This window comes from Mycolicibacterium sp. XJ2546 (assembly GCF_053483195.1).
In genome coordinates, this window is the sequence record NZ_JBEFRW010000003.1 from 308092 (window position 1) to 330392 (window position 22301).

General features: G+C 67.7%; 19 protein-coding genes and 1 pseudogene. 15 read left to right on the forward strand and 5 right to left on the reverse strand.

The window, feature by feature from the left end; all coding sequences use genetic code 11:
* The first annotated feature begins 111 nt into the window (after positions 1-111).
* The 5 genes and pseudogenes from ABQE44_RS07880 (at position 112) to ABQE44_RS07900 (ending at position 5091) form a co-directional block, all read left to right on the forward strand.
* On the forward strand, positions 112-1479 hold the full coding sequence (locus ABQE44_RS07880) for a glutamine synthetase family protein (protein WP_448390917.1): 1368 nt from the start codon (positions 112-114) through the stop codon (positions 1477-1479).
* Complete coding sequence (locus ABQE44_RS07885; protein WP_448390918.1) at positions 1466-2233, forward strand: gamma-glutamyl-gamma-aminobutyrate hydrolase family protein; 768 nt, start codon at positions 1466-1468, stop codon at positions 2231-2233. Before ABQE44_RS07880 ends, ABQE44_RS07885 begins: the two co-directional genes overlap by 14 nt.
* Positions 2230-3594 carry an aldehyde dehydrogenase family protein gene (locus tag ABQE44_RS07890; protein ID WP_448429041.1) on the forward strand — a complete coding sequence of 455 codons (1365 nt, stop codon included), beginning with the start codon at positions 2230-2232 and terminating at the stop codon, positions 3592-3594. The genes ABQE44_RS07885 and ABQE44_RS07890 overlap by 4 nt, the downstream gene beginning before the upstream one ends.
* Complete coding sequence (locus tag ABQE44_RS07895; RefSeq protein WP_448390922.1) at positions 3595-4368, forward strand: 3-oxoacyl-ACP reductase; 774 nt, start codon at positions 3595-3597, stop codon at positions 4366-4368.
* Positions 4369-4372: 4 nt separating this feature from the next.
* A pseudogene (locus ABQE44_RS07900) lies at positions 4373-5091 on the forward strand (FadR/GntR family transcriptional regulator).
* A 91-nt stretch (positions 5092-5182) separates the two neighbouring features.
* Here the strand turns inward: ABQE44_RS07900 and ABQE44_RS07905 are convergent.
* Positions 5183-7117 (reverse strand): hypothetical protein, encoded by a 1935-nt coding sequence (locus tag ABQE44_RS07905; RefSeq protein ID WP_448429043.1) that lies wholly within the window; start codon positions 7115-7117, stop codon positions 5183-5185.
* Between the two features lie 135 nt (positions 7118-7252).
* On the opposite strand from ABQE44_RS07905, the gene ABQE44_RS07910 reads away from it, so the two are divergent.
* From ABQE44_RS07910 to ABQE44_RS07920, 3 genes are all read left to right on the forward strand, one after another.
* Positions 7253-7591, forward strand: a complete 339-nt coding sequence (locus tag ABQE44_RS07910; protein WP_448390924.1) for an ArsR/SmtB family transcription factor — start codon at positions 7253-7255, stop codon at positions 7589-7591.
* A gap of 170 nt (positions 7592-7761) precedes the next feature.
* Positions 7762-9138, forward strand: coding sequence for a PGRS repeat-containing protein (locus ABQE44_RS07915; RefSeq protein ID WP_448429241.1), 1377 nt, complete (start codon positions 7762-7764; stop codon positions 9136-9138).
* A gap of 83 nt (positions 9139-9221) precedes the next feature.
* The gene (locus ABQE44_RS07920) at positions 9222-12107 is read left to right on the forward strand and encodes an AfsR/SARP family transcriptional regulator (protein WP_448429045.1); all 2886 of its coding nucleotides are present in this window, start codon (positions 9222-9224) and stop codon (positions 12105-12107) included.
* A gap of 56 nt (positions 12108-12163) precedes the next feature.
* On the opposite strand, the gene ABQE44_RS07925 is transcribed toward ABQE44_RS07920, so the two are convergent.
* Positions 12164-12691, reverse strand: coding sequence for a hypothetical protein (locus ABQE44_RS07925; RefSeq protein ID WP_448429047.1), 528 nt, complete (start codon positions 12689-12691; stop codon positions 12164-12166).
* 233 nt (positions 12692-12924) lie between these two features.
* Between ABQE44_RS07925 and ABQE44_RS07930 the strand changes: the two genes are divergently transcribed.
* From ABQE44_RS07930 to ABQE44_RS07940, 3 genes are all read left to right on the forward strand, one after another.
* Entirely contained in the window at positions 12925-13755 is an 831-nt protein-coding gene (locus ABQE44_RS07930) for a class I SAM-dependent methyltransferase (protein WP_448429049.1), read from the forward strand.
* A gap of 102 nt (positions 13756-13857) precedes the next feature.
* On the forward strand, positions 13858-14535 hold the full coding sequence (locus ABQE44_RS07935; RefSeq protein ID WP_448391372.1) for an energy-coupling factor ABC transporter permease: 678 nt from the start codon (positions 13858-13860) through the stop codon (positions 14533-14535).
* The gene (locus ABQE44_RS07940; protein ID WP_448390929.1) at positions 14532-14903 is read left to right on the forward strand and encodes a PDGLE domain-containing protein; all 372 of its coding nucleotides are present in this window, start codon (positions 14532-14534) and stop codon (positions 14901-14903) included. Before ABQE44_RS07935 ends, ABQE44_RS07940 begins: the two co-directional genes overlap by 4 nt.
* Positions 14904-14921: 18 nt before the next feature.
* Here the strand turns inward: ABQE44_RS07940 and ABQE44_RS07945 are convergent, their stop codons facing one another.
* Positions 14922-15494 (reverse strand): hypothetical protein, encoded by a 573-nt coding sequence (locus tag ABQE44_RS07945; RefSeq protein WP_448429051.1) that lies wholly within the window; start codon positions 15492-15494, stop codon positions 14922-14924.
* Positions 15495-15844: 350 nt separating this feature from the next.
* Here ABQE44_RS07945 and cbiQ point away from each other — a divergent pair, with 350 nt between their 5' ends.
* The gene (gene cbiQ, locus ABQE44_RS07950; RefSeq protein ID WP_448390931.1) at positions 15845-16618 is read left to right on the forward strand and encodes a cobalt ECF transporter T component CbiQ; all 774 of its coding nucleotides are present in this window, start codon (positions 15845-15847) and stop codon (positions 16616-16618) included.
* Positions 16615-17346 carry an energy-coupling factor ABC transporter ATP-binding protein gene (locus tag ABQE44_RS07955; protein ID WP_448429053.1) on the forward strand — a complete coding sequence of 244 codons (732 nt, stop codon included), beginning with the start codon at positions 16615-16617 and terminating at the stop codon, positions 17344-17346. The genes cbiQ and ABQE44_RS07955 overlap by 4 nt, the downstream gene beginning before the upstream one ends.
* An 88-nt stretch (positions 17347-17434) precedes the next feature.
* Here ABQE44_RS07955 and mtr read toward each other — a convergent pair whose 3' ends face one another.
* Positions 17435-18850 (reverse strand): mycothione reductase, encoded by a 1416-nt coding sequence (gene mtr / locus ABQE44_RS07960; RefSeq protein ID WP_448390933.1) that lies wholly within the window; start codon positions 18848-18850, stop codon positions 17435-17437.
* Positions 18851-18855: 5 nt separating this feature from the next.
* A complete protein-coding gene (locus ABQE44_RS07965) occupies positions 18856-19824 on the reverse strand; it encodes an alpha/beta hydrolase (protein ID WP_448391373.1) in 969 nt (322 codons plus the stop codon).
* 189 nt (positions 19825-20013) lie between these two features.
* Between ABQE44_RS07965 and ABQE44_RS07970 the strand changes: the two genes are divergently transcribed.
* Entirely contained in the window at positions 20014-20460 is a 447-nt protein-coding gene (locus ABQE44_RS07970; protein WP_448390934.1) for a GNAT family N-acetyltransferase, read from the forward strand.
* Positions 20457-22289 carry a magnesium chelatase subunit D family protein gene (locus ABQE44_RS07975; RefSeq protein ID WP_448429055.1) on the forward strand — a complete coding sequence of 611 codons (1833 nt, stop codon included), beginning with the start codon at positions 20457-20459 and terminating at the stop codon, positions 22287-22289. The genes ABQE44_RS07970 and ABQE44_RS07975 overlap by 4 nt, the downstream gene beginning before the upstream one ends.
* The last annotated feature ends 12 nt before the right edge of the window (positions 22290-22301 follow it).

The window sequence follows — 22301 nt, forward strand, 5'->3', positions numbered from 1 at the left end:
GCACGCCAGTTCCTAACGCCTGCGTCGGATGCCGTCGCACCGTCGGCGCCGTTCTCTGGCGCTTTGTCGCCCGTATGTCCCAATTGGCATCACAGCTGGCAAACTCACGACATGGTCGAAGGCCAGGGAATGCTGTCGCGGGCCGATCTGGAACGGTTGGTGGCCGCCGGCGACATCGATACCGTGATCGTCGGGTTCTGCGACATGCAGGGCCGACTGACCGGCAAGCGGGTGTCGGGACGGCTGTTCGTCGAAGAGGTCGCCGAGCACGGCGCGGAATGCTGCAACTACCTGATGGCGGTCGACGTCGACATGAACACCGTCGACGGCTACAGCATGTCGAGCTGGAACACCGGCTACGGCGACATGGTGATGACGCCGGACTTCGCCACGTTGCGGCGCATCCCGTGGCTGCCGGGTACCGCGTTGGTGATCGCCGACCTGTGCTGGCACGACGGCAGCCCGGTGGCCGCCGCACCGCGCAGCGTGCTCAACCGCCAGATCGACCGGCTCGCCGACCAGGGCCTGGTGCCCTACGTCGGCACCGAACTCGAGTTCATGGTGTTCGACGACGGGTTTCGGGAGGCGTGGGCGAAGGGGTACCGCGCGCTGACGCCTGGTTCCGACTACAACGTCGACTACGCGATGCTGGCGTCCACGCGCATGGAGCCGCTGCTGCGCGACATCCGGCTCGGCATGACCGGCGCGGGCATGTACTGCGAGGGCGTCAAGGGCGAATGCAACCGCGGTCAGCAGGAGATCGCGTTCCGCTACGACCACGCGCGGGTGACCTGCGACAACCACACGATCTACCGCAACGGCGCCAAGGAGATCGCCGATCAGCACGGCAAGAGCCTGACGTTCATGGCGAAGTTCGACGTCCGAGAAGGAAACAGCTGCCACATCCACATCTCGCTGCGCGATCAGGAGGGGGCGGCGGTGTTCGCCGATCCCGACGATCCGCTCGGTATGGCGCCGATGTTCCGCAGCTTCATCGCCGGCCAGCTGGTCACGATGCGCGAGCTGACGTTGATGTTCGCCCCGAACATCAACTCCTACAAGCGTTTTGTCGACGGCAGCTTCGCGCCGACGGCGATCGCCTGGGGGCTGGACAACCGGACGTGTGCCCTGCGCGTCGTCGGCCACGGCCACGGCATGCGGATGGAGAACCGCGCGCCCGGCGGCGATGTGAACCAGTACCTTGCGGTGGCAGCACTGATCGCAGGCGGTATGTACGGTGTGGAACACGAACTGGAACTTCCGGATCCGGTGCAAGGCAATGCCTATGCCAGCAGCGCCGAGCGGCTGCCGACGACGCTGGCCGAGGCCGCCGAGCTGTTCGGCAAGTCCGAGGTGGCGCGCACGGCGTTCGGTGACGACGTCGTGGAGCACTACCTCAACAACGCGCGGGTGGAGCTGGAGGCGTTCAACTCCGCGGTGACCGACTGGGAAAGGATGCGCGGCTTTGAGCGCCTCTGATCCACGCCGAGAAGGGGTGCGGCCCGTGCTCGGGCTGACCACCTACCTTCAGCAGGCCCAGACCGGTGTCTGGGACGTGCGGGCCAGCATTCTTCCGGCGATCTACTTCGAAGGTGTCAACCGGGCCGGCGGTATCGCGACGCTGCTGCCTCCGCAGCCTGTCGACACCGATATCGCCGACCGGTTGCTCGACGGGCTCGACGGGCTGATCATCACCGGCGGTAAAGATGTCATGCCCGCCAGCTACGGCCAGCATCCTCACCCCGCCACCGACGCCGACACCGCCGACAACCGCGTGCGCGACGCGCTGGAATTCGCGCTGGTTCGGGGGGCCCTGCTGCGCGGTATGCCGCTGCTGGGCATCTGCCGCGGCGCCCAGGTGCTCAACGTCGCACTGGGCGGCACCCTGCATCAGCATCTGCCCGACATGGTGGGCCACACCCACCATCAGCAGGGCAACGCGGTGTTTTCCACGTCATCGGTGCGCACGGTGCCGGGCACCCGACTGGCCGCGCTGATCGGCGAATCATCGGATGCCCAGTGCTATCACCACCAGGCCATCGACCGGCTCGGCGACGGGCTGGTCATCAGCGCCCAGGACGCCGACGGTGTCATCGAGGCCATCGAAATCCCCGGTGAGAACTTCGCTTTGGCGGTGCAGTGGCATCCTGAGGAGCGGCTCGACGATCTGCGGCTGTTCGCCGGTGTGGTACAGGCCGCCGCCGGGTTCGCGACCGAAAGGCTGGGCGCATGACGACTGCGCAGATCATCAATCCCGCCACCGAAGAGGTGCTGACCACCGTCGCGCAGACCGACGTCGCAGGCGTCGACGACGCGGTCGCCCGCGCCAAGGCCGCCCAACGGGGTTGGGCGGGACTGCCCCCCGCCGAGCGGGCAAATGCGCTGCGGGCGTTCGCCGATGAGGTGGATGCGCACATCGACGAGCTGGCCGCGTTGGAGGTGGCCAACTCCGGACACCCGATCGGCAACGCCGAATGGGAGGCCGGACACGCGCGCGACGTGCTGCGCTACTACGCCGGCAGCCCGGAACGTCTGTCAGGCAAGCAGATTCCGGTGGCCGGCGGCCTCGACGTCACGTTCCACGAACCGCTCGGCGTAGTCGCGGTCATCACGCCGTGGAACTTTCCGATGACGATCGCGTCGTGGGGATTCGCCCCGGCGCTGGCCGCCGGCAACGCGGTGCTGATCAAACCCGCCGAATGGACCCCGTTGACCACGATCCGGCTGGGGGAGTTGGCGGTGCGGGCCGGGCTTCCCGCCGACCTGCTCTGTGTGCTGCCCGGTAAGGGTTCGGTGGTGGGCGAGCGGTTCGTCACGCACCCCGACGTGCGCAAGATCGTGTTCACCGGCTCGACGGAGGTCGGCACCCGGGTGATGGCCGGTGCCGCCGCGCAGGTCAAACGCGTCACCCTGGAGCTTGGCGGCAAAAGCGCCAACATCGTGTTCGACGACTGTGACCTGGAGAAGGCGGCGGCCACCGCCCCGTACGGGGTGTTCGACAACGCCGGCCAGGACTGCTGTGCGCGTAGTCGAATCCTGGTGCAGCGCAGCGTCTATGACCGGTTCATGGAGTTGTTGGAGCCCGCAGTGAAGGGCGTGGTGGTGGGTGATCCGCGCGCCAAGGACACTGAAATGGGACCGCTGGTGTCCAGGACCCACTTCGACACCGTCGCGTCCTACGTGTCCGACGACGCGCCCGTGGCGTTTCGCGGGAACACCCCGTCAGGACCCGGCTACTGGTTCCCGCCGACTGTGTTGACGCCGCAGCGCACCGACCGCACCGTGCGCGAGGAGATCTTCGGCCCGGTGGTCACGGTGCTGCCGTTCGACGACGAAGCCGACGCGATCGCACTGGCCAACGACACGCCGTACGGGTTGTCCGGATCGATCTGGACCGACAACCTGTCGCGGGCGGTGCGGGTGTCGCGGGCCGTGGAAGCCGGGAACCTGTCGGTCAATTCGCACTCGTCGGTGCGCTACAACACCCCGTTCGGTGGGTTCAAGCAGTCCGGCCTGGGCCGTGAACTCGGACCCGACGCACCGCTGTCGTTCACCGAAACCAAGAACGTCTTCTTCGCAGTCGAGGAGAGCTGAATGGACCTGTCCCAGCGGCTCAAGGACAAGGTCGCCGTCGTCACCGGCGGGGCCAGCGGCATCGGCCTGGCAGCCGTCAAGCGGATGCGCGATGAAGGCGCGATCGTCGTCATCGGCGACGTCGACGCGACGCTCGGCAAATCTGTCGCGAACGACCTCAACGTGAGCTTCGTGCAGGTCGACGTCGCCGACCAGGTCGAGGTGGATCGATTGTTCGACACCGCTTTCGAGTTGCACGGCGCGGTCGATATCGCGTTCAACAACGCCGGCATCAGCCCGCCCGAAGACGACCTCATCGAGAACACCAGCCTGGACGCGTGGCAACGCGTGCAGGACGTCAACCTCAAGTCGGTGTTTCTGTGCTGCAAGGCGGCGCTGCGCCACATGGTGCCCCAGCAGCGCGGGTCGATCATCAACACCGCGTCGTTCGTCGCGGTGATGGGGTCGGCGACCTCGCAGATCTCCTACACCGCCGCCAAGGGCGGGGTGCTGGCCATGTCGCGGGAACTCGGTGTGCAGTACGCGCGCCAAGGCATCCGGGTCAACGCGCTGTGCCCGGGCCCGGTGCACACCCCGCTGCTGCGGGAACTGTTCGCCAAGGATCCCGAACGGGCCGCGCGCCGGTTGGTGCACATACCGGTCGGACGGTTTGCCGAGCCCGGCGAAATCGCCGCCGCGGTGGCGTTTTTGGCCAGCGACGATGCGTCGTTCATCACCGCCTCGACGTTCCTGGTCGACGGCGGCATCAGCGGCCACTACGTGACCCCGCTGTAAGACCATGACCGCCGATCGAGACGCTGCACTGGTCAGCGAGGCGCTGCTGCGGCCGGTGCGGCTCGGCAACGCCTTCGGAGACACCGTCGGGCGCCTGTTGCAGACGATAAAGCTCGGCCTGTTGCAGCCAGGCGAATCGCTGCCGCCCGAGCGGGAACTCGCCGCGCGGCTCGGCGTCAGCCGCGACACCGTGCGCGAGGCGATCAAATCGTTGGCCGGCGCCGGCTACCTACTGTCGCGACGCGGCCGCTACGGCGGCACGTTCCTGGCCGACGAGCTGCCGAGGCACACCGGCGACGCCGACGGGGTGACCCGCGCAGATCGACGACGCGCTGCGGCTGCGGGATCCTCGAGTTGGGCGCGGCGCGGATGGCGGCCAGCCGCACGCTGACCGCCGCCGAGCGCGAAGTGCTGGGGAGCCGCCGGACCGTTTTGTGCGGGGCGGCGCCCGACGACTATCGGCGACTGGACTCCCGGTTGCACCTGACCATCGCCGAAGCCGCTGGATCGCCATCGCTGGTGCCGATACTCGCCGAGAACAGGATGTATCTCAATGCGCTGCTGGACCAGATCCCGTTGTTGCCCCCCAATATCGAGCACTCCGACGAGCAGCACGAAGCGATCGTGATGGCCATCCTCGCCGGCGATGCCGACGGCGCGGCCGAGGCGATGAAGGCCCACATCGAGGGCTCGGCCACGCTGTTGCACGGCTTCCTGGACTAGCTCGGCCCGGCCCGCCTGTCCCCGCGAGCGGGCGTGTTTGCGGCCGACATGCAGACGTTTGTCGCGAGTTTGCGCACGCTCGGCCGGCGCGTCAGTCGCGGCTGGCCATCCAACTGCGGTGCCGCATCGCGGCCTTGCGGGCAGCCTTGGCGAGCTTGCGGTCGGGATGGTCCTGCCCCAACACGTCGAGCACTGCGGCGGTTTGTGCCGACGGGTGTCGCCACATCTGTTCAAGCGCCGTGTATTGGTCGGCAGGATGTGGTGCTTGCGAAAACATCGCGCATAGCACGTCGGGTTCGTCCAAAGAGGAGGCCAGCACGTCGACGAACACCCCGATGTCGACGAGGTGACGGACTTCGGCGTCGTCGGCCAACCCGCGGCTTAGCAGGTACAGGGCCGCGTGACCCGCTACAGGACCGTCGAGTAGCTCGCGCAACTGCGGGCCCACGATGGCGGCGTCAAATAGTTCCAGTGCCGCGAATGCACTGAGCTGCAACGCTGGGTCATTAACCGCGCCAAGCACTTCGACGATCTGTTGCACGCGCCCGGCAATGTCGGTACCGGGCTGCCAAGAGTCCGCGACCATCTGGCGATCGTCGTCTGGCACCGAGTCGAGGATGGCGATGAACGCTGATGCGGGTGCTTCGGCGAGGTCGTCGACGCGGCGCAGCAAGTAGCCGGCTTCTTCCAGGTGGATCGGCACCAGGTAGCGACCAAGCGCGGTGAGGCGGATCGTTCCACCGGTTGGATAGGTGTCGAAGGTCCGGACCACCTGGCGCCGGTCGGTCCATTCGACGACGCCGGCGCCCTCGAGAGTTTGGAAAACCTGGCTCAAGCCGTACCGTGCGGTGCTTTCGATACTGTCCGACCATTGCGGCCAATACGGTTCGATCTCGTCACGCAACACCGGTTCGACGAACTCGACGAGCTCATCGAGATCGACCGCGGTGTCGGGGTTGAGGATGCGCGCGAGAAAGTGCACAGTGCTGCCGTCGAGCATGTCGTTGACGCTGTCGAACACTTGGTACGTGCCGCCCCTGGACCCGAGCGCACCCAGCTCGATGATTGCCCGATACACCGACGTCGCCCGGCCCGTCATCGAGGCGCGCGACCAGCTTTTCACCGGTACCAGTCGTTTCCGGTACAGGCGAACGGCGCCAGCCTTTTTCGCGATTTCGATGATGGAGTTCAACCCCGGTAGCCGCCCGGTCGTGCTGGTTCTGAAGGTTCGCTCGCCGAACGTCGGGTCCATTTCGTCGCCCGTGTCGAGCAGCTCGATCAGCGCCTTGCCGTCGGCTCGCTTGATATTTCCCCGGTCTGTCAACGTCTTTCCGGTTTCGCCGAGATAGTCGCGCAACGCCTCAAGTTTTCGCAGCAGCGGTGCCGCTGCGGCAACGGATTCAACGTCTGCCTCGGTCGGCGGCACATACAGGAACGGCAGCAGGACGGGCTCTGGTTCCGCACGGAGGTGTGCCTCGATGATCGCGGCCTGCTCATCGGCTGGCAACGCCTTGAACTCGGCCATTCGAGAGTGAAGTTCGGCCTTCATCTCATCTTCGGACATGGGCTCCGGTAACGCGAGGAGTTCGATGTAGCGTGGTTTGCCCGGTGGATTGAAACCCGGGTGGGTCAAAATGGCTTTTGGGTCGCTCTCGGGTTTGGTCATCGTGTTGTGCATCGCGGACGCGAGGCCCAAGGCCAAGTGGCTCAGCCCATTCCCGCGGTCCGTCCCCGCCGGTAGCCGGCCGGTGTCTCCGAGGAACTCGAGAAATGCGCCGAGCGACGCGCAGCACAGGTGGCACTCTTCGGACGTGAGCGCCATATTGGCGGGGCACCAGTCGAGCAAGTACTCGACGATGTCGTCCTCGTTGATCGCGCCGAGACTGTTATCCCGCGCGACAAACCAGTCGACGAACACCTCCGCGGCGGACACCGTGTCAAGGGGGAAGGGGTCGTCCGCGGCCGACAGCCACGTGCCGAAGTCTTTGAACAGCGTGGTATCGGATAAGGGGTCATCGTGGTCCAACAGAAATCCCGTCGCAGCGAATCTGCCGCATGGGCACGATCGGCTCGAACCCGCGGCCCACGCTTCTTTCGGGTCCGACGATACGCAGCGCTTCGGCCGCCTGTTGCATGGTTTCCCTGCGACGGCTGGATTAGATTGTGGGCAGTGGAAACGCAGAGTGACCAGTCAAAGGTGGAACAGGCGGCGTCGGCACTGGCCGACGTCGACTCTGCCGTGTGGACTCAGCGCTTCGACCTGCTATCGGATACCAACCGGCTGGAAATCCTGCTCACCTTGCACCGCGCACCGGGCATCTGCGTGGGTGACCTCGCCGCCGCGCTCGGCCGATCGGAGAACGCCGTATCGCAAGCGCTTCGTGTACTGCGCCAGCAGGGCTGGGTGAGCTCGACGCGCGTCGGGCGCTCGGTCAGCTACCGACTTGAAGACGAGATCGTGCACGACCTCCTGCACTGGATCGGCGCCCGGCACGGCTGAGAGCCGTTCGCACACCTCCTTGGTGCCTGACGTCGCATTGGCGGCTGTCACCCGGTCATTTCATCGCCGCTTCAGCGTCGTTGAACGTCCGCGGATCACCGTTTAGCCATCAGATGGCAACGCTGGGCTGCGCCCGGCACGACGTTTTGGAGATGGCAATGTCCAAACACATGGGACGGGTCGGGGTGCTCGCGGTCGCACTGGGAGTGTCCGCGCTCGCTCCGGCAGTCGAAGAGGCGCCCGAACTACGGTTGACGACAACGGTCAATCCCGCCGTGGCGGTCTCCACACCGCGGGCACCACAGCTGCCGATGCCGGCGTTTGTGGCCGCGCGAATGCCTACCCCACCGGCCGTCCCTGTGCCGTCGGCGCAGGTATTCGCCGAGCCTGGCGACGCGGGTAGGTCCGCAACTCTCCGCGCCGGCGGCGAGCCTTCGCGGCGGGCCCGGGTTGCCGGGCATGTCTCGCTGGTGTTCGCGACCGCGGCGCACACTCCCGCGCGAACCGGCGTACACGCGCGAAGGTCCGCGACGGCCTCGCCCGCGGTGACCGGTCTGGCGCCCAGCGGCGACCCGATCAGCGCGATGGTAGGTGTGCTCATCGGCGACGGCGACGAACCCGGTGAGAACGCTGGTCTGCTGATCGGCAACGGTGCCGATGGCGGGCCGGGACAGAACGGGGGCCGGGGCGGGTTGCTGTTCGGCAACGGCGGCAACGGTGGCAACGGGGAGTACGGCCAGCGCGGCGGAAACGGCGGCCAAGGTGGGTTGTTCGGCAACGGCGGCAACGGAGGGCTCGGCGGAGCCGGCGCCCGCGGCGGCGATGGCGGCAATGCGGGGCTGTTCGGCAACGGCGGCAACGGCGGCCACGGCGGTGCCGCGGTCTCGTCCAACGTCGCCAGCGCCATCGGCGGTAACGGTGGAAACGGCGGCACGGGCGGCACCTTCCGGGGCAACGGCGGTCTGGGTGGAAACGGTGGGTTTGCACAAACCGACAAGGGTGTCGCGACCGCCGGCAACGGCGGCAACGGAGGCGCACCGGGGGCGGTCGGCGACGGCGGCATCGGCGGCAACGGTGGCAACGCGGTAACCCTCAGCGGCACAGCCAATCCCGGAGCGGGCGGCCACGGCGGCGACGCCAAGATCCTCGGCGACGGCGGCAGCGGGGGCGACGGCGGCGATGCGACCGCTGCGGCGGCCGGTGGCTACGCCGGCGGAAACGCCGGAGGCAACGGCGGCGACGGCGGCAGGCTTTCCGGCGCGGCGGGCAACGGCGGCACGGGCGGCGACGGTACGAGTGTCTCGACCAGGGCAGCCGGCGGCACCGGCGGGGACGGCGGAAACGGAAGCCCCGGGTCGGCGGGGGGCCGCGGCGGCGACGGCGGCGCGGCCAAGTCCACCACGGGCCAGGCCGTCGGCGGTAACGGTGGGGCCGGCGGAGACGGCGGAGCAGGCGCCCCAGGCGGAACGGGCGGCACCGGAGGCACCGGCAATGGAAACCCGACGAGCACGAACGGCACCAACGGCAGAAACGGTGCCGACGGCTAGGAAATGATCGGGTTGCACGCCCGGCGATCGGCTATGGCGATTCGCCGGGCGCGCAACGGCATTGTGTTGGACGCTGTACTGCGATGACAACGGAGTTTCGGATACTCGGCGAGGTCGAGGCATTCGTGGACGGACGGCCCGTCGAGGTCGGTCACGCCCGCCAGCGCTGCGTGCTCGTCTGTCTGCTCGTCGACATCAACCGGCCCGTGTCATCAGATCAGCTCATTGACCGCATATGGGCCGAACAGCCCCCGCACAAGGCGCGTAACGCGTTGGCAGCCTACATATCCCGATTGCGGCGGCTGTTCGTCAGCGACGAGGTCGAGATCGTCCGTGGCCCCGCCGGATATTTGCTGAGGGCCGATGCGTTGTCGATCGACCTGCATCGGTTCCGGCACCTGGTGTCCGAAGCGCGAGCGTGTTCGAATTCCGGTGAGGCAACTGAACTGTTCAATCAGGCGCTGGGCCTTTGGCGAGGCAGACCGTTCGAGCTAATTGATGCGCCGTGGGCGAACGGGGTGCGGGACGCCCTGGAGCTGGAGCGCTTTTCGGTGATGTTGGACCGCAACGATGCCGCTTTGGCCGCCGGCAGGCATTCCGACGTGCTGGCGCAACTGATTACGGCGTTGGAACAGCACCCGCTTGACGAACGGATGGCCGGCCAGCTGATGCTGGCCCAGTACCGCAGCGGGCGACAGGCCGACGCGTTGGACACCTACCGCGCCATGCGTGAGCGGCTCGTCGAGGAGCTCGGTGTGGAGCCGAGCCCGTCGCTTCGCGCCGTACACCAACAGGTCCTCGACGGTGACCCGGGCGAACCCGCCCGCCCGGAAAAGCGGTCACCACCCGCCGTGGCCCCCGCCCCCGAGCTTCCGCGTCGCGCAAGCAGTTTCGTCGGCCGGCAGGGGGAGACGGCGCGTCTCTGCGCGGCCATCCACCACGGCGCCATGGTGACGCTGACCGGTGTCGGGGGAGTGGGCAAGACACGGCTTGCTCTGGAGGTGGCCGACCGCGAACGGGAGCACTTCCATGACGGGGCGTGGATCTGCGAGCTGGCCCCCCTCGACGACGGTCGGGCGGTTAGCCAGGCCGTTGCGGTGGCGCTTCGCCTTCAGCCCCGCGACGGTTTCGACTTCGACGAGACGGTGATCGAGCACCTGCGGACGCGTGAGCTGCTGCTGGTGGTGGACAACTGTGAGCACCTGCTGGACGACGTGGCGGCGCTGATCGACCGGATCACCCGGTACTGCCCCCGGGTCTCGGTGCTGGCCACCAGCAGGGCAGCGCTCGCCATCGAGGGCGAGCAGGTGATACCGGTCGAACCGCTCGCGGAATCGGACGCCATCGCGCTGTTCGCCGACCGCGCCAAGGCGAGCCGCGGCGACTTCGCCCTGGAGCAGCAGCCGGTGGGGGCGGTGGCCGAAATCTGCCGGCGACTCGACGGGTTGCCGCTGGCCATCGAATTGGCCGCGGCCCGCATGCGGGCGATGAGCAGCCTCGACATGGCCCGAAGGTTGGACCGGCTGCGGCTGTTGAGCGGCGGCTCGCGTGGCACGCATCCGCGGCAGCACAGCGTCACCGCGACCATCGACTGGTCGTACCGGTTGCTCAGCGCCGAGGAGCAGTCGCTGTTCGAAAGGTTGTGCGTGTTCGCCGGTGGTTTCGACTTGGATGCGGCGCACGGAGTCTGCGCCGACAGCGGAGATGTCTACGACACCATGGACCTGCTCACCGGGCTGGTCGACAGGTCCATGGTGGTGGTGCGCGCCGACGCCGCCGTGACCCGTTACGACATCCTGGAGACATTGCGCGCATACGGTCGGGATCGGCTGCGTGAGAAGGGGATTCACGACCGGCTCGCCACGCGTCACGCGACGTACTTCACCGAGTTCCTCGAGTGCGCGACCGCAGGGGAACACGGGGCCGAAGAACGATGGTGGGTCGAGCGGCTGACCCCGGACGCGCGCACCACATTCACCGCCCCCGACTACGACAACCTCCGCGCGGCGTTCGACCGCTCGATCGCGGCAGGCGAGATCGGCCTCGCGCTACGTCTGATCACGGCGATGCCCGAGTCGATCCATCTGCGGATCGGATACCACTCGATCGAGTGGGCGGAACGTGCAGTCGAGATAGCCGACCCCGACCACGCGCTGTTCGTGGCGGCGGTCGGGGTGGCCGCGCGAGGCAGGTGGGTGCTCGGCGAGTTCGCCCGAGCCCGGCGGCTGGCCAAACTGGCGCAGGGGCGCAGACCCAGCCCCGGCAGCTCGTTCGTGGCCTATCCGGACGACACGCTGGCCGATGTCCGTCTTTACGAGGGCGATGTCGCATTTGCCCTGGCGCACTATGAGCGCGAGACCGAGCTGGCGCGCCGAGACGCCGATTCGTTCCGACTGCTGTGGACCCTCTACAACGTAACGATCTGCCACGACGCGTTGGACGCGCCGGCGGCCGGTGTGGATGCCGCACAGGAGGCCATGCGCGTCGCCGACACCACGGCAAACCCGTCGGCGCGGGCGATGGCGCGCTGCGCGCTGGGACGAGCGCTCAAGGCGCCGGACCCAGACCGAGCACTGAACCTGTTGGAGGAGGCCGCGACAGTCGCCGCCGCCGTGCAGAACAACTGGCTGACGGGCATAGCGCGTACGGAGGTCGCAGCGGTCCGCGCCGCGTACGGCGCGCCCGCTGCGGCGGCGCGACTGTTCCTCGAGGCGTTCGACCACTGGGACCACGGTGGGCCGGGAACCGGTGCCCTGCACTGGCTCACACTGCACTACGTGACCCGATTTCTGGCGCGGGTCGGCGCATACGCGGACGCCGTCACGTTGCATGGCGCCGTCGTGGCGGCCGGCCGACGGCCGCCACTCGACATCGCCGTGGTGCCCGAAACCGCTGCAGCGGAACCGAAGACGTTGGGGGGAGCGGAAGCCGTTGCCCTCGCCCGCAGCGTTCTGCAGCGCTACTGCTGATACCGAAACGTGTCCAACGCACCATGTCTCGATGCGCTGGACACGTCTGCGCCTCGTCAGAACAGGCGGGTGATGACCTGTGAGGTTTGAATCCTGATCTTGCAGTCCGAATCCTTGAAGTGCGCCTGGGCATAGATCTCGTCGTTGTCATCGAAGACCCCGCTGTCCTCGTTCAAGAAGCTCTTCCGCAACTGGATCTGGGTTCGGTACTCCAAGCCCTGCGAACTCGCCTTCAGGTAGCCATCGGGGTTGTTGTGGGCACCGAGGACCGGCTTGAAGTGGATGTACCTGGCGCCTTCGTCGCCGTCGTCGTCGCCGAAGACGTAGTAGTTCATGCCGCCCTGGCAGTCCCCGTTGTTGAGGTTGTTGAGGAACCCGACCGCGTCGGCCTGCGGCATCGGGAAGCGCCCGAGGATGGCGAGTAGGTAGTTTCCCTGGTTCTGGGGATCCTGAATGATGTGAAGCGTCGCCCCCGACTGGCCGGGAGCCGCGGAGGCGGGCGTCGCGCCCGCGACCACTCCGGCGGCGGTGACGACCACTGCCGCACCGTTCATCAACCACGCCAACGCTTTTCGTGCGTTCATTTTCGTTCTCCTGTTTGGTGAGCGCTACGGCTCGGTTCTGGACGGTGCAACGGTGCGCGCGGGCGTTTCGGTGAGGATGATGAGTTCGTGAAATGTGCTCGTCGGGGCACGGTTCGACGGCGCGAAAGCGATGCGAAGTCCCGTTGATCAGGAGATTTCACAGCCGCCGAACGAACGCTGAATTCCACCGCCGCAACCTGAAGACGTCGTTGACCGAACGTAAGGAGAATCCGATGACTGCTGTCGACGTCGAAGCGGACCGGAAGCTGAAGACCAATCACCGGACGATGTGGGCGTCCGGTGATTACCCGGCGGTGGCCGCGCAGTTGATCCCGGCGTTGGGTCCTGAACTCGTGCGTGCCTGCGGCGTGCAAGCGGGCGACCGCGTCTTGGACGTCGCCGCCGGGTCAGGGAACGCGTCGATCCCGGCCGCGCTCGCCGGAGGGCTTGTCACCGCAAGCGATCTCACACCGGAACTCTTCGCGCCCGGAAAGACCGTTGCTGCTCAGCGTGGTGTCGAGTTGGAATGGGTCGAAGCCGACGCCGAGGCGTTGCCGTTCGCCGACAACAGCTTTGACGTCGTGATGTCCTGCGTCGGGGTGATGTTCGCACCACGTCACCGAGCAGCCGCCGACGAGTTGGTCCGGGTGGTGCGCCGCGGCGGCACGATCGGGTTGATCAATTGGACGCCTGACGGGTTCATCGGCATGCTGTTCGCGACGATGAAGCCTTACGCACCGCCGCCACCGCCGGGCGCCGACCCGCCGCCGTTGTGGGGCGACGAGGACCACGTCCGTGCCTTGTTCGGCGACCGGGTCAAGAACCTGACGATGCGGCGCCGGGTTGTCGTGCTCGACCACTGCGCGACCCCGGCGGAATTCCGTGCGTACTGGAAGCGCAACTACGGGCCGACCATCGCCGCCTACGCCAACGCCGAGAAATCCAACCGGGTCGCGGCCCTCGACCGCGACTTCCGCGATTTCCTCACCGAGTGGAACTGCGGCGCGCCTGACCGGGCGTACTGGGAGGCCGAGTACCTTTTCGTCACCGCGCGCAAGCGGTAGACGGCTAAGCCGCCCTGGGCAGGCTTACCTGAACACCTGTCCAGCTAGACATATATAGGCGGCGGTTCTACGCTCAGACGGGTGACTGTCCACAACGTCGCCATGCACATGAGCGACGGCATCGTCGACGCCCCGACCTCCCTCATCTTCGGGGTCATCGCGGTCGCGGCCGTCGGTCTCAGCGCGGTGAAGGCACGCAACGAACTCGACGAGCGCACGGTCCCGCTGGCCGGCCTCGTCGCCGCGTTCATCTTCGCGGTGCAGATGATCAACTTCCCGATCCTGCCCGGGGTCAGCGGCCACCTGCTGGGCGGTGCACTGGCCGCCATCCTGGTCGGCCCCTACACCGGGGCGCTGTGCATCGCGATCGTGTTGGTGGTGCAGTCGCTGTTGTTCGCCGACGGCGGTGTGACCGCGCTGGGCACCAACATCGTCAACATGGCGGTCATCGGCGTCGCGGCGGGGTACGCGACGGCGGTGGGACTGTTCACCCTTGCCCGCAGGCGCGCGGAAGTGCCCACGGCCGGCTTCGGCGTCGTCGCGTTTATCGCCGCGCTGGTCGGTACCGTCTGTGCGGCAATGGGTTTCGTGCTCGAGTATGCAATCGGCGGCGCGGCGACGACCTCCCTCGGTGCCGTGGCCGGCTACATGTTCGGCACGCATGTACTGATCGGGGTCGGTGAGGGCCTGATCACCGCGGTGACCGTGGTGGCCGTCGCTCGTGCGCGTCCCGACCTGGTCTACCTGCTGCGCCGGACGCGCGCGGAGGTGCGGGCATGAGCTCGCGGTGGCGGTTCTGGGTGGCATTCGCCGCCGTCACCCTGCTGATCGCCGGCGTTGTCTCCTACTTCGCCAGCTCCAGCCCCGACGGGCTGGACGCCACAACCCTGCGCGGCTGCGAGGTGGTCGAGACGGCCGACGGTGAACAGCTCGCGGGGCACTGCATCGCCCAGCATGCCGACGAGCATGCCCTTTCGGGGTCGCCGCTCGCGGACTATGCGATCGGCGGGGTCGGGGGCACCGGCGGGATCGCCGGGGTGATCGGGGTCCTCGTCACCGTGGCGGGGGCGGGTTTGTTGTTCTGGTCGATCGCCCACCGCCGGCGACGAAGTCCGCGGTCGGAGGGTGCCGGTCGGTCGGCCGGGTAGGCGAACGTCCGCCGAAGGTCACATCCCGCCCGAGATTTCGTCGAACTGGGCCGAGACCGGGTTCGTGTACGCCAGCAGCGAGCCGGCGCCCGATTGGACGAACCGCGCGGATACGTAGATTTCGTCAATGCGCCGGCCGGTAGTGCAGCCGACACTTCCGTCGTTGAAGCACTTGTCCTCGTTGAGCAGATGCTCGGGGACGCTGAGATGGCGGCCGAAGTGAATACCGGCCTGTCCCGCGTACAGGTAGCCACCGGGCGGCCCAGGAGCGCCGATGAATCCGTGGGGTGGGCCGATGCGCGAATCGGGCTCGCCAGGGTCGTCGGCGAACACGATGTAATCCATGCCGCCGCTCGATCCGAGGTTGTCGATGCTGTCGCGGGCCGAGCCCTCGCTCATCGGGAACACGCCCTGAATCCAGAAGAGCAGGTTTCCCTGGACGGCCGGGTCGGCGCCGCGCAACGTCAGGGTGACCCCAGGGCTCTGCTGCGGAGCCGCGGAGGCCGGCGCTAGCCCGACGGTCAGCCCGACGGTGGCCGCGATCACGGCCGTCCCGCCCAGCAGCGATCCGATGTCCTTCAATGCGGTCATTTCAACTTCTCCTCGCTTTGGTGGGGGCCGTCGTACGCCCCCGATGGAACGGTTTAACAATGCTCGACAGCGATTCGACGAAGCTTGTTCGTTCGTGAAATGAGCTGGTGAGGCTGGATGGATCGAGCGTTTGGGCGTGCCCGGCCGGGACGAGAAAGCCGCGAGAAGCGCGGGACGAATCAGCCCACGCCTGCAGATCTGTTCAGCTAGACAGGTAATCGCCCGCGTCCTAGGCTCGGGTCATGGCAGTCACCTTGGTCGCCAAGCACATGAGCGATGCGCTCACGTCGGCGGTGGCAGGATCGTCGTTGCGGGTGATCGACGACCACCGGCAGCAAAGTCGGCGGTAGATGGGCGCCGGGGCCCACCCGCTCTACCGCCACGGCGAATCGGCGGTGCACCGGGCACCCGCGGAGGTGAAGATCGTCTGCCTGCTGGTGTTCGTGCTGGCCGTCGTCGCCACCCCGCGAGAGATGTTCTGGCCGTTCGCCGTCTACGCGACGATCATCGTGGTGGTCTGGCGGCTCGCGCGGATACCGCTGCGGTGGGTGCTGCCGCGGATGCTGATCGAGGCGCCATTTCTGGTGCTGGCGGTGCTGCTGCCCTTCGCCGAGGGCGGTGCCCGCGTCGAGGTTGCCGGACTGCAGCTTTCGGTGAGCGGGCTGTGGGCCGCGTGGGGAATCGTCATCAAGGGCACCCTCGGTGTGGCGGCGGCGCTGACCGTCGCCGCCACCACGTCGACGACCGAGTTGCCCGCCGCCCTGAGCCGACTGGGTGTTCCGGCGGTGGCGACCTCGGTGCTGGTGTTGATGCTGCGTTATGTCGATCTACTGGCCGCGGAGGCCGGCCGGATGCGGATGGCGAGGATCTCGCGTGGCGATTCGCCGCGGGTGCTACATCAGGCCGCGGCCATCGCGAGGGGGATCGGCGCGCTGTTCCTGCGCTCCTACGAACGCGGCGAGCGGGTGTACGTCGCGATGTTGTCACGGGGATTCGACGGCAGCGCACCGGATCTGGCGGTCATCGGGGCACCGCCGCGGGCCGCTGCCGCGCAGTGGGTCGTCGCGCTGATCCCGGCGTACGCCGCCGTCACGGTGGCAGTGATGGCGTGGGTGTTGCGATGAGTGCGATCCGCATCGAGGCGCTGCGCTACATCTACCCGGACGGGCAGGTGGCGCTCGACGGCGTCGACCTGACCGTTGCGCCCGGTGAGCGGATCGCGGTGCTCGGGCCCAACGGCGCAGGCAAGACCACCTTGATGCTGCACCTCAACGGAGTGCTCACCGCCACCGCCGGCACGGTCGAGATCTGCGGTATCCCCTTGAACCGCAAGAGTGTTCAAGAGCTGCGGCGTCGGGTCGGGCTGGTCTTCCAGGATCCGGACGATCAGCTGTTCATGCCGACCGTCGCTCAGGACGTCGCGTTCGGCCCGGCCAACTTCGGTGTGCGCGGCGAGGCGCTGGCCGCCCGGGTCGGCCGGGCGTTGCAGGCCGTGTCGCTGACCGAACAGGCCGAACGCAGCCCGACGCACCTGTCCGCCGGGCAGCGCCGGCGCGCGGCGCTCGCGACCGTGTTGGCCTGCGAGCCCGACATCTTGGTTCTCGACGAGCCGTCGGCCAATCTCGACCCGGTCGCGCGCCGGGAGCTGGCCGAGACGCTGACCGGGCTCGACGCCACCATGCTGATCGTCACCCACGACCTGCCCTACGCCGCGCAACTGTGTCAGCGGGCGGTCGTGATGGACAGCGGGGTCATCGTCGCCGACGGCCCAATCACCGAGATTCTCTCCGACGCCGATCTGCTTGCTGCCCACCGCCTCGAGTTGCCGTGGGGCTTCTCGGTCACCACCTAGCCACCACCCCCGGCCCCGTGAGCAGACGCAGGAGGTTGTTCCTCGACGCCGAAATAGCTGTTGCTGCATCTGCTCGCGCGAGAAACAGCTAGTGCCGTTTGGACGGTGGCCAGGAGGGCTCACCGCATAAGGCCAGCAACGCGTTTTCGACAACCTCAGGCAGGGCGGGATGAATCCAGTACTGCCCGCGCGCCATGTCCTGGGCCGGCAGGCCGAAGCTCATGGCCTGGATGAGGGGCTGAATGAGCGAGGACGCCTGATGGCCCATGATGTGCGCGCCGAGTAACAAGCCGGTCTCGCCGTCGACGAGCACCTTGGCGATGCCGGTGGTGTCTTCCATCGCCCACCCGTACGCGACGTCGCTGTAATCCTGAACTTTGACCCGGACATCGAAACCCTGTGCTCGGGCCTGGTTTTCGGTCAGCCCGACGCTGGCGATCTGCGGATCGGTGAACACCGCCGACGGCACGTAGCGGTGATCCGAGGGCATCAGCGCGGCGGTGTCGTCCCAGTCCTGCAACAGGTTATTGCGCACCACCCGCGCTTCGTGGTTGGCGACATGCTTGAGCTGGTACTCCGACGACACGTCACCGAGCGCGAAAACACCACGCGCGGTGGTCCGCTGGTACTCGTCGACGACGACGCGACCGTCGGCGGTCACCTTGATCTCGGCCTGCTCGGCGTCGAGCAGATCGCCGTTGGGCACCCGGCCGGTCGCCACCAGCAGCGCGTCGCCGCGCACCATCGTGCCGTCCTGGCAGGTGACCTCGACACCGTCGCCGACCTGGCGCGCGTCGACGACCTCGAGATGGTCGCGGATCGCCCACTTCTTCGCGGCCAGATCGGTGAAGCGCATGGCGATTTCGTCGTCGTGGCCGCGAAGCAGCGTACTGCCGCGCAGGATCATGGTGATCTGAGCGCCGAGCGCGGAGAAGATATGGGCGAACTCGCAACCGACGAAGCCGCCGCCCACGATGATCAGATGCTTGGGCACCTCGGCGATGCGCATGACATTGTCGCTGGTGTAGTAGGGCACGCCGCATTCGGCGATGGGCTCGGGGACCACCGCACGGGACCCGGCGGCGATCACCACCTGGTCGGCGGTCAACTCGTCGCCATCTTCGGTGCGCAAGGTGTAGCGGCCGTCGGGTCGGGTCGGCCCGAACCGGGTGTGGCTGGCGAACACCTCGACGTTGGGTGAGGCACGCCGGTAGTTCTCGCCGCTGAGCGCGATCGGGTCGATGCGCCCGAAGACCCGCGACACGATGTCGGGCCACCGCACTCCGTCGATATGGGCATCGATTCCGTAACGCGCTGACTCGCTGACGTTTTGAGCTACGTCGGCGCCGTAGACGAACATCTTCGTCGGGATACAACCGACGTTGAGGCAGGTGCCGCCGAACACTCCCTTCTCACAGATCGCCACCTTCTTGTCGGTGTAGCGCTCATCGAGGATCGAGTTGCCCGAACCGGTGCCGATGATCGCGATGTCGAAATGGGTCATGGTGGTCATCCTCGTTCGGAATGCGGGGCGGCATGGGTGATCTCGCGGGTGTACCAGTCGAGCCACCGGTCGAGTTCGCGGTAGGCCTGCCGGCGTACGTCGGGCACCGACAGGAACACGTCGTGTTTGGCGTCGCTGACCGGCACGATGGTGCTCCGGTTACCGATACACCCTGCCCATCGGGCGATCTGCTCGACGTCCAGGACTGCGTCGCCGCGCTGGATCTCCTCGACGCGCTCAGTGGCCTCGCGCACGCTGCGGTCCGAGCGCAGAATGAGGTTGGGCACGCCGACGTCGAGGCCGCGGTGCAACTGGGCATGTCCGCGCCGGATGGCGTGGATCCAGCCGAGCAGCACCGGAAAGCCGCCGACCGGTTTCCATTTCAGGTCGTAGTCGAATTCGCCGTGGTAGTCGCGGTGCAAGGTGGTGCCGTAGCCGCCCTGTGTGGGACGGCGCACCACCCAGCGCTTACGGACCCGCGATGCCGCCCTGATCGCCGCGGTGGTCGGCGCGGCACGCAGCACCGCTGGGCCCTGCAGATCCAGCCAGGGGCTGTTCAATATCAGGCCGGTCACCCGTTTGCGCGGGGTCAGCCCCCGTCGGCGCAACCCATCCAGCCACAGCGACACGATCAGCCCGCCGGCCGAATGCCCGTAGACCAGCACGTCGGGCTGCTGCAGCTCCGCGCCGATCACATCGAGGGCGCGGTCGAGTTCGGCGAAGTAGCGAGACAGGTCCGTGGTGAAGTGCGGGGTTTGTCCCTCGCGCCAGGAGCGGCCGCATTTGTGCAGGTCCAGAGCGTAGAACGCGAAGTCCCGCGTGGCGAAATGGTCGGCGAGTTCGGTGTTGAAGAAGTAGTCGGTGTAGCCGTGCACGAGCAGCACTGCCCGCCTCGCCGGCGGATCGACATCACCGCGCCGCACCAGGGTGGCGACGAGCTCACCTTCCCCGTCGGGGTCCGGTCCGAGCGCCATCGAATGCTGCCGGTAACCAGGCAGCACATCGGCCTGCCATTCGGGCACGGTTGCAACCTTAGTCGGCGACACACCGTCGGCGTTTCCCGCTAACGCGTCGGGCTAACCTGAGGTGACCACGCCCAACGGCCACGCGACGACGGAGGACCGACCACCAGTGCCTGACCATGTACCGACAGCGGCGGCGGAATGACCGTTGCGCTCCGTCGCAGTTGGGCCAAGGACCTCGACGCCGCGACGCTCTATGAGCTGTTGAAGCTGCGGATCGAGGTGTTCGTCGTTGAACAGGCGACCCCCTATCCCGAGCTCGACGGACGCGATCTGCTCGCCGAGACCCGCCACTTCTGGCTGGAAGCCGCCGACAACGAGGTCGTCTGCACACTGCGGCTGATGGAGGAACATCCCGGCGGGCAGAAAGGATTTCGGGTCGGCCGCGTGTGCACCAAACGCGAAGCGCGCGGGCGCGGCCACGCCACCCGGCTACTTTCGGCCGCGCTGGCCGAAGTCGGCGACTACCCCTGCCGGGTCGACGCCCAGATATACCTGGAGGCCATGTATGCCCACCACGGGTTCGTCCGTGATGGTGAAGAGTTTGTCGACGACGGAATCCCCCACGTACCGATGGTGAAATCATGACCTATCCCTTCAGCGCGCTCGTCGGCCACGACCGGTTACGACTGGCTTTGGTGCTGTGCGCGATTCGACCCGACATCGGTGGCGTGTTGATCCGCGGTGAGAAGGGGACCGCGAAGTCGACCGCCGTGCGTGGGTTGGCCGCGGTGCTGGCGGCCGTGGATGACGACGCCTCGCTGGTCGAGTTGCCGATCGGCGCCACCGAGGACCGCGTGGTCGGATCGCTGGACCTGCAGAAGGTGCTGCGCGACGGCGAGCATGCGTTCTCACCGGGGCTGCTGGCCCGCGCCCACGGCGGTGTGCTCTACGTCGACGAGGTGAACCTGCTGCACGACCACCTGGTCGACGTGCTGCTCGATGCGGCCGCGATGGGCCGGGTGCACATCGAACGCGACGGCGTCTCGCACAGCCACGACGCCCGGTTCGTGCTCATTGGCACCATGAATCCCGAAGAGGGCGAACTGCGCCCACAGTTGCTGGACCGGTTCGGCCTGACCGTCGACGTGCGCGCGTCCCGCGATGTCGACGTCCGCGTCGACGTGATTCGGCAGCGGATGGCCTATGAGGCCGACCCCGCCGGGTTCGCCGCGGCCTACGCCGACGACGACGCCGAGCTAGCCCGTCGGATCGCCGAAGCCCGTAAGGCTGTCGAATCAGTGGCGTTGCCGGACAGCGAGTTACGACGTATCGCGGCGCTGTGCGCGGCCTTCGACGTCGACGGTATGCGTGCCGACCTCGTCGTCGCGCGCACCGCGGTGGCACACGCCGCCTGGCGCGGCGCCGATACCGTTGGCGAAGAAGATATTCGGGTCGCCGCCGAGTTGGCGCTGCCACACCGTCGGCGCCGCGACCCGTTCGACGACCCCGGGCTGGATCCCGAACAACTCGACCAGGCGATACAAGAGGCAGGCGAATCCGCCGAGCAGGAACCGGAACCCGATCCCGATCCCGACCCCGACCCGTCCGGCGGTGGGGGCGAGGCGACACCGGATAGCGCTGGGCCACAGGGCAACACCGGTGGTTCCTCGCGACCGAGCGCACCGCCGTCGGCGGTGTACCGCACCCGTTCACTGGTGGTCCCGGGGGTCGGGGAGGGCGCTCCTGGGCGCCGGTCTCGGGCGCGCAACCGCACCGGTAAGACCATCGCCGCCGCGGCCGACCGGAATGCCGGCCACGGAGTGCACGTGTTCGGAACACTGCTGGCCGCCGCCGAACGCCAACGCGGTGCGGGGCGGCCGCGGCCGGGGCCCGACGATGTGCGCCGCGCCATCCGCGAAGGCCGCGAAGGCAACCTGGTGATCTTCGTGGTCGACGCGTCGGGGTCGATGGCCGCGCGCGACCGGATGGCGGCGGTCGGCGGTGCCGCGCTGTCGCTGCTGCGAGACGCCTACCAGCGCCGCGACAAGGTCGCCGTGATCACGTTCCGTCAGCAGTCCGCGCAGGTGTTGCTGCCGCCGACGTCGTCGGTGCACATCGCCAGCCGGCGACTGGCCCGCTTTGACACCGGCGGCAAAACCCCGCTGGCACAAGGCTTGTTGACCGCTCGCGACGTGGTGGTCCGGGAGAAGGCGCGCGACCGTGCGCGGCGCACCCTGGTAGTGGTGCTCACCGACGGACGCGCAACCGGAGGACCCGACCCGCTGGGACGGGCACGTGAAGCCGCCGCCCGGCTGGTGGCCGAGGGCGCGGCGGCCGTTGTGGTCGACTGCGAAACCTCCTATGTGCGGCTGGGTCTCGCCGAGCAGCTGGCCCACCAGCTGGGCGCGCCTGCGGTGCAGTTGGCACAGCTGCGCGCCGACAACCTCACCGCCGTGATCCGCACCGCAGCCTGATCTGGAGGAGTT